Source organism: Bradyrhizobium sp. Pha-3, from assembly GCF_042258615.1.
GTDB lineage: Bacteria > Pseudomonadota > Alphaproteobacteria > Rhizobiales > Xanthobacteraceae > Bradyrhizobium.
This window is the reverse complement of the sequence record NZ_CP170152.1, coordinates 5,839,181-5,852,196: the sequence shown is the minus strand read 5'-3', so window position 1 is coordinate 5,852,196 and position 13,016 is coordinate 5,839,181. Positions and strand designations below refer to the sequence as shown.

Annotated in this window: 9 protein-coding genes and 1 pseudogene; 9 read left to right on the top strand and 1 reads right to left on the bottom strand. The window is 65.5% G+C overall.

Features of this window, described 5'->3' with window-relative positions; translation table 11 throughout:
* Positions 1-222: 222 nt before the first annotated feature.
* The 8 genes and pseudogenes from ACE10Z_RS27900 to ggt form a co-directional block, all read left to right on the top strand.
* Positions 223-1,998, top strand: a pseudogene (locus tag ACE10Z_RS27900) (putative bifunctional diguanylate cyclase/phosphodiesterase); the annotation flags it as partial.
* A gap of 95 nt (positions 1,999-2,093) precedes the next feature.
* On the top strand, positions 2,094-2,279 hold the full coding sequence (locus ACE10Z_RS27895; protein ID WP_375783621.1) for a hypothetical protein: 186 nt from the start codon (positions 2,094-2,096) through the stop codon (positions 2,277-2,279).
* A 157-nt stretch (positions 2,280-2,436) separates the two neighbouring features.
* Positions 2,437-3,393, top strand: a complete 957-nt coding sequence (locus ACE10Z_RS27890) for a catechol 2,3-dioxygenase (protein WP_375783620.1) — start codon at positions 2,437-2,439, stop codon at positions 3,391-3,393.
* Positions 3,394-3,543: 150 nt separating this feature from the next.
* Positions 3,544-4,821 carry a sulfite dehydrogenase gene (gene soxC / locus ACE10Z_RS27885; RefSeq protein ID WP_375783619.1) on the top strand — a complete coding sequence of 426 codons (1,278 nt, stop codon included), beginning with the start codon at positions 3,544-3,546 and terminating at the stop codon, positions 4,819-4,821.
* A complete protein-coding gene (locus tag ACE10Z_RS27880; protein ID WP_375783618.1) occupies positions 4,808-5,353 on the top strand; it encodes a c-type cytochrome in 546 nt (181 codons plus the stop codon). The genes soxC and ACE10Z_RS27880 overlap by 14 nt, the downstream gene beginning before the upstream one ends.
* Positions 5,354-5,578: 225 nt before the next feature.
* Positions 5,579-5,884: a BA14K family protein gene (locus tag ACE10Z_RS27875; RefSeq protein WP_375783617.1), complete on the top strand. Its 306-nt coding sequence runs from the start codon at positions 5,579-5,581 to the stop codon at positions 5,882-5,884.
* Between the two features lie 160 nt (positions 5,885-6,044).
* Positions 6,045-7,544 (top strand): amino acid permease, encoded by a 1,500-nt coding sequence (locus ACE10Z_RS27870; RefSeq protein WP_375789939.1) that lies wholly within the window; start codon positions 6,045-6,047, stop codon positions 7,542-7,544.
* 84 nt (positions 7,545-7,628) lie between these two features.
* Complete coding sequence (ggt, locus tag ACE10Z_RS27865; protein WP_375783616.1) at positions 7,629-9,365, top strand: gamma-glutamyltransferase; 1,737 nt, start codon at positions 7,629-7,631, stop codon at positions 9,363-9,365.
* A gap of 152 nt (positions 9,366-9,517) precedes the next feature.
* On the opposite strand, the gene ACE10Z_RS27860 is transcribed toward ggt, so the two are convergent.
* Positions 9,518-9,946: a hypothetical protein gene (locus ACE10Z_RS27860; protein WP_375783615.1), complete on the bottom strand. Its 429-nt coding sequence runs from the start codon at positions 9,944-9,946 to the stop codon at positions 9,518-9,520.
* A gap of 471 nt (positions 9,947-10,417) precedes the next feature.
* On the opposite strand from ACE10Z_RS27860, the gene ACE10Z_RS27855 reads away from it, so the two are divergent.
* Positions 10,418-12,895, top strand: coding sequence for a penicillin-binding protein 1A (locus ACE10Z_RS27855; RefSeq protein WP_375783614.1), 2,478 nt, complete (start codon positions 10,418-10,420; stop codon positions 12,893-12,895).
* The last annotated feature ends 121 nt before the right edge of the window (positions 12,896-13,016 follow it).

The window sequence follows — 13,016 nt, the reverse complement described above, 5'->3', positions numbered from 1 at the left end:
CGTTACGCCCTGTCTCCAGGTATCGTGTAACCGATTGCTAACTGCGAGTTGTAACGACCTTTCCATCAGTGCTGCGTAACGATGCGGCGCCCGGGAGAGATCAGCGTGCGCATCGAACACCGCAATTCATCGTCAAGGAATGCCGACGCTGGCTCGGCCAAGGGGCTGGCGTTCTGTGCCGGCCTGCTGGTAGGCAGCCTGTTCGGAAGCGTGACCGCGCAGTGGAGCGAGCGCGAAGGCCTGCTGATGGCGGCCTTTGCGATCATGGCCGTGATCGTCTTCCTGTTGCTGAAGCGGCATGAAATCTCCGACGCGCGGCTCGCCACCGAACGTCGCAATCTCATGACCGCCGTGAACAACATTCCGCAGGGGCTCGTGCTCTACGATGCGTCGGCGCGCATCATCATCTGCAACCGTCCCTACATCGAGATGTTCGGGCTCTCGCCCGATGTCGCGAAACCCGGCTGCACCATGCAGCGGCTGATCGCGCACCGGCAGGAGACCGGCTCGTTCGATGGCGACGTCGACGCGTTCTGCGATGCCATCATCCGCAATGTGAAACTCGGCAAGGCGACGCGTCAGCTGACCGACGCGCCGGGCGGGCGCGCGATCGAGATCGTCAACAAGCCGCTCCCGGGGGGCGGATGGGTGGCGACCATCGAGGACGTCACCGAGCGGACGCGCACCGAGAACAAGATCGCGCATATGGCGCACTATGATGCGCTGACCGATCTGCCCAACCGCCTGCTGTTCCGTCAGCGCCTTGAGCAGGCGTTGAACGCGATCCGGCCGGACGAGCAGCTCGCGGTCATGTACATCGACATCGACGAGTTCAAGAGCGTCAACGACGCGCTCGGCCATCAGATCGGCGACGAACTGCTGAGGGCAATCGCCGAACGCCTGCGCTCCTGCGTCGGGGAGACCGATGTCGCGGCGCGGCTCGGCGGCGACGAGTTTGCCGTGATCCAGACGGCGGTCCGCGATCAGACGCAGACGATGCAGCTGCTGGCCGCGATCTATCAGACCATCCGTCAGCCGATCGATTGCAGCGGGCACTTGATCACGACCGATGCCAGCATCGGCATCGCGGTCGCGCCCGCCGACGGCCTCGACCTCGATCAATTGCTGCGCAACGCCGACCTCGCGCTCTATGGCGCGAAGAGCGACGGCCGCCGCACCTACCGGTTCTTCGAAAACGGCATGGATGCGCGCGCCAAGGCGCGGCGCAGTCTCGAACTGGAATTGCGCCAGGCCATTGCCGACGGCAGCTTCGAGCTGCACTATCAGCCGCTGCTGCATCTCGAGGACGGCAGCGTCAGTTGCTGCGAGGCACTGGTGCGCTGGCGGCATCCCGAACGCGGCACCATCTCGCCGGCGGATTTCATCCCGGTCGCCGAGGATACCGGCCTGATCAACGATCTCGGACACTGGGTGCTCAACACCGCGTGCCGCGAAGCGGCGAACTGGCCGGATCACATCAACGTCGCGGTCAACGTGTCTCCGATCCAGTTCAAGAGCCAGACGCTGGCGCTGAACGTCGCCGCCGCGCTCGCGGCGTCGGGGCTCGCACCCTCGCGGCTCGAGCTCGAGATCACCGAGGCCGTGCTGATCCGCGACGACGAGGCCGCGCTCGATATCCTGCATCAGCTGCGCGAGCTCGGCGTTCGCATCGCGCTCGACGATTTCGGCACCGGCTATTCGTCGCTGAGCTATCTGCAGCGCTTCCCCTTCGACAAGATCAAGATCGATCGTGCCTTCATCAAGGATCTCGCCGGGACCGGCGCGTCGTCCACGATCGTCCAGGCCGTCGTGAACATTGCCGCCGCGAGCGACATGACGACGACCGCGGAGGGCGTCGAGACCGAGCAGCAGCGCAACCTGCTTCGCATCCTCGGCTGCACCGAGATGCAGGGCTATCTGTTCAGCCGGCCGGTGCCGGATGTCGAAATCCGCAAGCTCTTGTCGTCGCATCGCGAGCGGGCCGTCTCGGTCGCCTGACCGCCGGCTTCGTTCGCTTTCAATATGTGATTTCAGCCACGGAATGCCGCGCGAGCGCCAGCCACCTTGTCGATACGCAACAAGAGGGCTCCGCCATGTACATTCTCGTGAATGCGCTTCTCGTTCTGGCGATCGCGTTCTTCTTCTTCCTGCCGATGACCGATCGCCGTATCGCGCGGATGAAACTCTGCATGGTGTGCGCGCTCGCCGTTGCGCTGACCGTGTCGGCGACCCTGTCCCGGCCGCACCGTCCGGCACCGGTGGTGGTGTCGAAAGGCTAGGCGCGAGCGCTGGCCCCAACGGGCGCCGCAGTTTCCGGCGTCAACATTTTGTTGACGAGACCTAATCCTTTGTACACTAGTACAAATAGACGCGCCGCCGTTTTCGTGCCCGAGCGGAAAGACGTCGATCCGGCGTCGTCGCGGAAGGAGAGCGTCCATGCAGCCGGAACCGATCTTCGATCTCGCTCATCTCGGGCACATGGAGCTGCTGACGCCGAAACCGGACGAGAGCCTGAAGTTCTTCGTCGACGTCATGGGCATGACCGTCAGCGGCCGGAAGGGCGAGTCGGTCTACCTGCGCGGCTGGGACGATTACGAGCGCTACTCGCTGAAGCTCACCGCGTCGAACACCTCCGGCATGGAGCACATGGCGCTGCGGGCCCGCAGTCCGCAGGCACTCGAACGCCGGGTCGCCGCGCTGCAAGGCTCGGGCTTCGACATCGGCTGGATCGATGGTGACATGGGGCAGGGACCGGCATTCCGCTGCCGCGATCCCGACGGCCACGTCATCGAGCTCTATTACGAGACCGAATGGTACGAGGCGCCGGCCGAGCTGAAGCCAGCGCTGAAGAACCAGGCGCAGCGCTTTCCGGCGCGCGGCGTCAATGTCCGCCGGCTCGATCATCTCAACTGCCTCGCGGTCGACATCAAGGCCAACCGCCTGTTCTTCGAGACCTACCTGGGGTGCCGCACCACCGAGCAGATCGTGCTCAACGACGGCACGGAAGCAGCGATGTGGATGACGATGTCGAACAAGAGCTACGACTTCGCCTATACCCGCGATCATTACGGCAAGAGCGGTCGATTCCATCATGTGACCTACGCGCTGGACAGTCGCGAGGAGATCTTGCGCGCGGCGGATATCTTCCTCGAGCACGGCGTGCATATCGAGACCGGGCCGCACAAGCACGCGATCCAGCAGACCTTCTTCCTCTATGTCTATGAACCCGGCGGCAACCGCGTCGAGGTCGCCAATGCCGGCGCACGCCTGATCCTCGCGCCGGACTGGAAGCCGATCGTCTGGACCGAGGAAGAGCGCAAGAAGGGCCAGGCCTGGGGGTTGAAGACGATCGAGTCGTTCCACACCCACGGTACGCCACCGGTGAAGGATTGAGGCGCGCATTCGGTGGGTCGCGTTCGGGATCTGCGTGTCCGGCATCGTGCGCCATCGCGTGCAGTTGATGCAGCTCTGCGCGCTGGATCATTGCCTCGTCTCGGGCGTTTGGTGTTAGGCTGCACCTCGCAACGTCAGAGGAAAACGTCGATGAGCGAACACACGACGGACAAGCGCGTGCGAGAGGCGTCTCGCAGGCGATTCCTTCAGGCGGGCGCAGCACTGGCCGGCGGCTCCGCGATCGCGGGAGTTGCCGGTTCTACCGCGCTTGCCGAACAGGGGAATAATCTTCCGCCCAGCGTGCCGGAATGGATGAAAGCGCCCGGTGACCCGATGGGAAGCCAGCCCTATGGCACGCCGTCGGTTCACGAGAAGGGCGTCGTCAAGAACATCTCGAAGACGCTGCCGCAATACATCTCCGCGTCGGGCCGCACGCCGTTGCAGGAGCTCGACGGCATCATCACGCCGAACGGTCTGTTCTACGAACGCCACCATGGCGGCGTGCCGACCATCGATCCGGCCGAGCACCGGCTGATGCTGCACGGCATGGTCGATCGCCCGCTGCTGTTCACGATGGAGGACATCCGCCGCTTTCCGTCGCAGTCGCGCATCCACTTCCTCGAGTGCTCCGGCAATCCGGTCTACACCAAGCCCTACGGCAAGACGGCTTCCGACCTCGTCGGCCTGCTGAGCTGCGCGGAATGGACCGGTGTGCCGCTCAAGACGGTGCTGGACGAAGCCGGCCTGCAGGCGGGCGCCAAATGGATCGTCGCCGAAGGCGCCGATGCCGCCGCGTTGACGCGCTCGATTCCGATCGAGAAATGCCTCGACGATGCCATGCTGGTCTACAGCCAGAACGGCGAACGGCTGCGTCCGCAACAGGGCTACCCGCTGCGCCTGTTGCTGCCGGGCTTCGAGGGCAACATGAACGTGAAATGGCTGCGTCGGCTCAAGGTCGTCGCCGAGCCGGCCTATTCGCGCGAGGAGACTTCGAAATACACCGACCCGATGCCCGACGGCACGTCGCGCGAATTCACCTTCTACATGGAGGCCAAGTCGATCATCACGCGGCCGTCCGGCGGTCAGAAGCTGACCACGCACGGCTTTCACGAGATCACCGGGATAGCCTGGAGCGGCCACGGCAAGATCAAGAGCGTCGAGATCTCGCTCGACGAAGGCAAGAGCTGGCAGCAGGCGGAGCTGCAGGAGCCGGTGCTGACGCGCGCGCTCACGCGCTTCCGTTTGCCCTGGCACTGGGACGGCAACCCCGCCGTGATCCAGAGCCGCGCCATCGACGAGACCGGCTACGTGCAGCCGACGCTGGCGGAATTGGTGGCGGTGCGCGGTCTCAACTCCTTCTACCACAACAACGCGATCTGGCCCTGGCGCATCGATGCGAATGGCGAGGTGATCAATGGCCAGGCGTAATCTGAAGACCGCCGCGCTGGTGAGTGCGGTCGCGATATTCGGCGCAGCTGTTCATGCCGAGGAGCGCTACGGCATCGGCCGTGTGGCTACGCCGGCGGAGATCGCGGGCTGGAACATCGACATCGGTCGCGATGGCTCCAACCTTCCGCCGGGCAGCGGCAGCGTCGAGCGCGGCCGCATCGTGTTCAGCGAGCAATGCGTGGCGTGCCATGGCGACAGCGGGCAGGGCGGCGTTGGTGACCGCCTGGTCGGCGGGCAGGGCACGCTGCCGAGTCCAAAACCGATCCGCACTGTCGGCAGCTACTGGCCCTATGCCCCGACGTTGTTCGACTACATCCGACGCGCGATGCCGCAGAACGCGCCGCAGTCACTGAGCAATGAGGACGTCTACGCGGTGTCCGCCTACATCCTCAGCCTGAACGGCATCGTGCCGGCCAATGCGGTGCTCGACGCGAAATCTCTCGCCGCCGTCAAGATGCCGAACCGCGACGGGTTCGTCTCCGACCCGCGGCCCGACGTCCATAATCGGTGAAGCGCGGGCGGGCGACCGTCGCGCGCCGTGGTCGTCGTGCCACGCCGACGGCTGCCTCGCGGCATTGTGACCCTGTGGCCCCTGCATCGGGAGTTTGGCCGTCACCACATCGGATCCAGGCACAGGGATGGCGCTGCCGCCCTCGCGCAGTTTCTTGTTCAGTTTCTTGTTCAGTTCCTCATTCAGTTTCTTGGGCAATTTCAATTGATGCATCGGAGAGGTCCTATGGCCGGACTCAAGGCCGTCGCAGCCGCTGTGCTGCTCGTGGGAATGACGTTCACCCCAGTCTCGGCCCAGATATCGGAGCCGGCGCTTTTCGACGCGCAGAATCCGGGGCGGAGCGCGATCAACGGCGGCGCCCTGACGCCGTGGGGTGAGGCCCAGCAGGCGGCGCAACGTGGCGGCAATCCGGCGAATGCCTATGGCGCCATACCGGCGGCACCATCGTTCTCTTGCGCGCGCTACCATTCGTTCGATCCTGCGTCCGGCACCTTCCTTGGCCGCGACGGCCGCCGCCATCCCTGCCAATAGGGTCAAGCACCGCGCTTGGCCGTCGTTCTTGGCGGTGGATAAGCGCGCGGGCTGTCGCCCCGCGCCCGAACGCCAGGACATCGGGCGCGCTATAGTCCGCTGATCGTGTCGGGGTCCCGCCGGACCCGAGCGGGGGAGGGCAGCTGGCGTGACAGACACCCTGTCCGGTTTCTGGGACCGAAAGTCGACCGCGGAGCTGTTGCGGGAAGCGGCACGCGCCGACGGCGACGCGGAGACGCCGGTCTTCAAACGCTCGCTCTCGGCGCTGCAGCTGGTCACGCTCGGCATCGGCGGCATCATCGGCGCCGGCATCTTCGTGCTCACGGGCCATGCGGCCGCCGCCAACGCCGGTCCCGCCGTCACGCTCTCCTTCATGCTTGGCGCCGTCGCCTGTGCCTTCGCCGGCCTGTGCTACGCCGAGATGGCGTCGACGGTGCCGATCTGCGGCAGCGCCTACACCTACGCTTATGCAACGCTCGGCGAACTGATCGCCTGGATCATCGGCTGGGACCTGATCCTCGAATATGCGGTCGGCGCGATCGCGGTCTCGGTCGGATGGTCCGGCTATTTCGTCAGCTTCATGCGCGATTTCGGCATCGACCTGCCGCAGCAATTCACCTCGGCGCCGCTCGCCTACGACGCCAACACCGGTGCGTGGTCGTCGACCGGCGCGGTGATCAACATCCCGGCGATGGCGATCATCGCTTTCGTCACCACGCTGCTCGTGGTCGGCATTCGCGAGTCCGCACGCTTCACCGGCTTCGTCGTCGTGGTCAAGCTCGTCGTCATCGCATTGTTTCTCGCCACCGCAGCCTCCTCGGTATCGCTGGCGAACTGGGTGACCGCGAGCAATCCGGAGGGCGCGCTGATCCCGCCGAATGCCGGTCCCGGCGTATTCGGCTGGTCCGGCGTGGTCCGCGGCGCGGCGGTGGTGTTCTTCGCCTATATCGGCTTCGACGCGATCTCGACCGCGGCGCAGGAGGCGAAGAAGCCGGAGCGCGACATGCCGATCGGCATTCTCGGCTCGCTCGTCATCTGCGCCGCGCTCTATGTTGCGGTCGGTTTCGTGCTGACCGGCATCGTACCGTACGACAAGCTCAGCGTGCCCGATCCGATCGCGGTCGGCATCGACGCTGTTGGCATCGGCTGGCTCGGTCCCTTCATCAAGCTCGGCATCCTGTTCGGGCTGACGTCGGTGATCCTCATCATGCTGCTGGCGCAGCCGCGGATCTTCCGCGCCATGGCGCATGACGGGCTGCTGCCGGGCATCGCCGCAAGGATCCATCCGCGGTTCCAGACTCCTTATGTCTCGACCATCTTCGCCGGCAGCGTCGCTGCAATACTCGGCGGGTTGCTGCCGATCGGGCTGGTCGGAGAACTGGTCTCGATCGGCACGCTGTTCGCATTCACCGTGGTCTCGATCGGAACGCTGGTGCTGCGTCTGCGCGATCCGGATTTGCCGCGCCCGTTCAGGGCGCCGGCGATCTGGCTGGTGGCGCCGGCTGCCGCGGGAACCTCGCTGTTCCTGATGTTCGGCCTGCCGCTCGACACCTGGATCAGGCTCGCGGTGTGGCTCGTGATCGGGCTCGTGATCTATGCCGGCTATGGCAGACGCCACAGCCGGCTGCGGGCGAGAGGCAGCGACCGCACGGGCCTATAGTGCGCAGGCGAGCGGCCTGCTAGGTTTGCCCGTTGAGATAGCACCACAAGCCGCGACAGTCGGCGCAGATCCGGGGAGGCCTCCATGCAAAATCCAAAGAGGCGCGCGCGATGGATGATCGCCGCGCTCGTCGCGATCGGCGTCGCGGCGTCAGCTCCTGGCCACGCCGCGTCGGTTGCGCCGGTCGCCGCGGAGAACGGCATGGTGGTGGCCGCGCAGCATCTCGCGACGCAGGTCGGCGTCGAGGTGTTGAAGCGGGGCGGCAACGCGGTCGACGCAGCGGTTGCGGTCGGTTACGCGCTGGCGGTGGTCTATCCCGCCGCCGGCAATCTCGGTGGCGGCGGCTTCATGACGATCCAGCTCGCCGATGGCCGCAAGACCTTCCTGGATTTCCGCGAGACCGCGCCGAAGGGCGCCACCGCCAACATGTATCTCGACAAGGACGGCAACGTCATCGCCGGCCTGTCGACCAAGGGGCATCTCGCCGTCGGTGTGCCCGGCTCGGTAGCCGGCATGGAATATGCGCGCGAGAAATACGGCACGATGAAGCGCGCCGACGTCATCGCGCCGGCGCTGCAACTCGCCGAGGACGGCTTCGTGCTGGACCAGGGCGACGTCAGCATGCTGCAGACCTCGACCAAGGATTTTCAGGACGATCCGGCCTCGGGCGCGATCTTCCTCAACAACGGCAAGCCGTTCCAGGTCGGCGAGCGGTTGACGCAGCACGAGCTCGCCGAGACGCTGCGCGAGATCAGCAAGCGCGGCACCGACGGCTTCTACAAGGGCTGGGTGGGCGCGGCGATCGTCGCCTCGAGCCAGGCCGGCAAGGGCCTGCTCACGCAGGAGGATCTCGACAACTACAGGGTTCGCGAGCTCGCGCCGGTCGAATGCGACTATCGCGGCTACCACGTGGTCTCGGCGCCGCCGCCAAGCTCGGGTGGCGTGGTGATCTGCGAGATCCTCAATATCGTCGAGGGCTACCCGCTGAAGGAGCTCGGCTACCATTCCGCGCAGGCGGTGCACTACCAGATCGAGGCGATGCGCCATGCCTATGTCGATCGCAACAGCTATCTCGGCGACCCCGACTTCGTGAAGAATCCGCTCGAGCGTTTGCTGGACAAGAATTACGCCGCGAAGATCCGCGCCGTGATCGACCCGGCCAAGGCCGGTGTCTCCAAGGACATCAAGCCCGGCGTTCCGCCGCACGAGGGCAGCAACACCACGCACTATTCGATCGCCGACAAGGACGGCAACGCGGTGTCGGTGACCTATACGCTCAACGACTGGTTCGGTGCCAAGGTGACCGCGGCCAAGACCGGCGTGCTCCTGAACGACGAGATGGACGACTTCACCGCCAAGGTCGGCGTGCCGAACCTCTACGGCCTGGTCCAGGGGGAGGCCAATTCCATCGTCCCCGGCAAGCGCCCGCTGTCCTCGATGAGCCCGACCATCGTCACCAGGGACGGCAAGCCGGTCATGGTGGTGGGGACGCCGGGCGGCAGCCGCATCATCACCGCCGTGTTGCTGACGATGATCAACGCCATCGACTACGGCATGAACGCACAGGAAGCCGTGGACATGCCGCGGTTCCACCAGCAGTGGCTGCCGGACCTGACCAACCTCGAGAACTACACGCTGTCGCCGGATACGCAGAAGGTCCTGGAAGGGATGGGACACAAATTCGGCCGACCGCAGGATCCCAACCACCTCGCGGTCATCATCATCGGCGCGCCGTCGCTGGACGGCAAGCCGGTCGGCAACAACCGCTTCTATGGAGCGAACGATCCGCGCCGCAATTCGGGGCTTGCCGCCGGCTACTGATTGAGACGGAGCAGTAGCCCGCATGAGCCAAGCGACATGCGCAACCTCCGGATATCGCGGAGCTTGTCATCGGGCGCGTTCGCGCGACCCGTTGGCTCATCCGGGCTACAAATGGCTGATGAAACAGCGCGGCTGTGCGTTGCGGCAGCGCGTCAGGCGACGGCCGTCGACCTGCCGTCGTCGTGCCCGCCCGTAAGCAGCAGGCGCCGCCGGATCGCATCCTCGACCAGGGCCAGCGATTGCCTGGCTTCACGCACCTCGGCTTCGGCGGCCTGGGCCCGGAATTCGGCGGCATCGAGCTGCTCCTGCTGGGACTCGATACGCCGTCGGGCCTCCTCGAGTGCCCGGGACGCGTCCCTCAGCTTGCGCTCGGTGGCGGCGATGATTTCGAGCTGCGCCTGTTCGGCGGCCTCGGCGCGCGCTTCGCCGGCGCGGGCCCGGTCCTCGATGCTGCGGAACAGGTCCGCCGCCTGATAGACGAGGTCCAAGGCTTCGGTGCCCATCGCCGATGTGGGAGGTCTCGGAAATCCGAGGACATTCGGGTCGGCCGCAAAAGGCCGTTTGAATCCGCGCAGTGCCATGCAAACCAGCCCTCGCGAGTCGCGTGGTTGACAACAAACTGCGGTAGTTATGGTTAATGGACCATTAATCCCGTCGACGCGTCGGCACCGTCCACCGGTTTCTGACGACACAGCGCCTGGAACGGCAGCCGGGTAGTGCAAGCGCCCGGCCGGCCTGCGCGTTTCTTTCGCCGCCGGCTCACCGCGCAAGCGCGTTGATTGGAGACCGGCGTGCCGCCCGCGGGCGGGCCGGCGAATCGAGGCGCGGAGGGCTGGAGGTCGATGCAGTCCTGCAGAGCGTCCGAAGAGCCGGGAGGACCTGATTTGGCTGCGCGCGCGAGCCGGGCTCTATGGCATAAGTTTGACGCCTGGCGCGCTTTAATTCTCCTGTGTTGAATTGCAGGTCCATGGTGCGACCGATATACCGGGCGGCCTAAGTGGCACGCAGCGCACTCAGAACGAGCGACGTATTCGCCACGGAAAATCTGGTCGATGAAATTTCTGTTGCGGTTCTTCGGGTTCCTGTTCACCGCAGGAACCATCCTGTTCCTGGCTGGTCTCGCCGCGGTCGCAGGGCTGTTCTGGCATTTTTCCAAGGACCTGCCCGACTATTCGCAGCTCCAGAACTACGAGCCGCCGGTGATGACCCGCGTGCACGCGGCTGATGGATCGCTGCTGGGCGAATTCGCCAAGGAGCGCAGGCTCTATCTGCCGATCCAGGCGGTGCCGAAGCTCGTGATCAACGCGTTCCTCGCGGCCGAGGACAAGAATTTCTACGAGCACGGCGGCATCGACTATACCGGCATGGCGCGCGCGGGCGTCTCCTACATCCAGAACTTCGGTTCCAACCGCCGTCCGCAGGGTGCTTCCACGATCACCCAGCAGGTCGCCAAGAACTTCCTGTTGACCAACGAGGTGTCGTTCACCCGCAAGATCAAGGAAGCCCTGCTGGCGATGCGAATCGAGCGGGCCTATTCCAAGGACAAGATCCTCGAACTCTATCTCAACGAAATCTACCTCGGCCTCGGGGCCTACGGCATCGCGGCGGCCTCGCTGGTCTATTTCGACAAGTCCGTCAATGAACTGACGGTCTCGGAAGCGGCCTATCTGGCGGCGCTGCCGAAAATGCCGGCCAGCCTGCATCCGGTGCGCAACCGTGCGCGCGCCATCGAGCGGCGCAACTACGTGATCGACCGCCTGCAGGAGAACGGCTGGATCACCGCTGCCGACGCCGACAAGGCGCGCAAGGACCCGCTGACCGTCACCAACCGCAGCAACGGCGCGCACACCTTCGCCGGCGAATATTTCTCGGAGGAAGTCCGCCGCGACATCTTCGAGCGCTATGGCGAGAAGAAGCTCTACGAGGGCGGCCTGTCGGTGCGCACCACGCTCGATCCCAAGGTCCAGGTGATGGCGCGCAAGGCCATGGTGGCGGGGCTCGTGAACTATGACGAGCAGCAGGGCTATCGCGGCGCGATCCAGAAGCTCGACCTCACCAGCGACTGGGGCGTTCCGCTCGCCGAAATCAAGTCGCTCTCGGACATCTCGCCGTGGCGGATGGCGGTGGTGCTGGAGAGCAACGACCAGTCGGCGCGGATCGGCTTCCAGCCCGGCCGCGAGCTCGGCGGCGCCGTCAGCAAGCAGCGCGAGACCGGCATCATCACGATGGACGGCGTGCGCTGGGCCAGGACCAAGGGTAAGACGCCGACCGCGGTCTCGCAGGTGCTGCAGCCGGGCGACGTGATCTACGCCGATCCGCTGTTCAAGGACGGCAAGGCGGTCGAGGGCCAATACCGGCTGCGCCAGATTCCCGAACTGTCGGGCGCGATGGTGGCGATGGATCCGCACACCGGCCGCGTGCTCGCGATGGTCGGCGGCTTCTCGTTCGACCAGAGCCAGTTCAACCGCGCGACGCAGGCCTATCGGCAGCCCGGCTCGACCTTCAAGCCGATCGTCTATTCAACGGCGCTCGACAACGGCTACACCGGATCGACCGTGATGATCGACGGGCCGATCGAGATCGATCAGGGGCAGGGCAACATCTGGCGGCCGGAGAACTTCTCCACCGGCAAGTATCAGGGCCAGGTCACGCTGCGCAACGCGCTGCGCCTGTCGCTCAACACCGTGACGGTGCGGCTGGCGCAGGAAATCGGCATGCCTGTGATCGGCGAGTATGCCAAGCGCTTCGGCGTCTATGACGAGTTGCCGAACTATCTCGCCTATGCACTCGGCGCCGGCGAGACCACGGTGATGCGGATGGCCACGGCCTATTCGATGATCGCCAATGGCGGAGTCCGCGTGAAGCCGACCCTGATCGACCGCATCCAGGACCGCTACGGCCACACCATCTTCAGGCACGACCAGCGCGAATGCCGCGGCTGCGACGCGCCGGAAGGCTGGAAGAACCAGCCCGAGCCGCAGCTCGTCGACCGCCGCGAGCGGGTGCTCGACGCGATGACCGCCTACCAGATCACCTCGCTGATGGAGGGCGTGATTCAGGCCGGTACCGGCACCGCGCTGAAGGACGTCGGCAAGCCGCTCGCCGGCAAGACCGGCACCTCCAACGAGGCCAAGGACCTCTGGTTCGTCGGCTTCTCGCCGGACCTCGTGGTCGGTCTCTATGTCGGCTACGACAAGCCGCGCTCGCTCGGCCGCAACGCGCAGGCGGGCCACACCGCCGCGCCGATCGCGCGCGACTTCCTGAAGCTCGCGCTGGCCGACAAGCCCGCCACCCCGTTCAAGCAGCCGGTCGGCATCAGGCTGGTGCTGGTCGATGCCAAGACCGGCCTGCGCGCCTCGTCCGGTCAGAATCGGGGCGTGGTGCTCGAAGCCTTCAAGCCGGGCCAGGCGCCGCCGTTCTATGATCCGACGTTGGTCGCGGGCACCGATGTGATCGACGGGACCCAACAGGCAATCCCGCCCGACGCCGATCGGGCCGTGATGCGGTCAGGGACGGGCGGGCTGTACTGACGCCAAACGGCAGGGCATTCGCGGTTGGGGTGGTGCGGCGCTTTGTCCGAGCGCATCACGTCGCCGTGGTTGAACGTGCCGCGTGCGGCGCCGACCCAAAATAGAGTCCTCGACCGGAGAA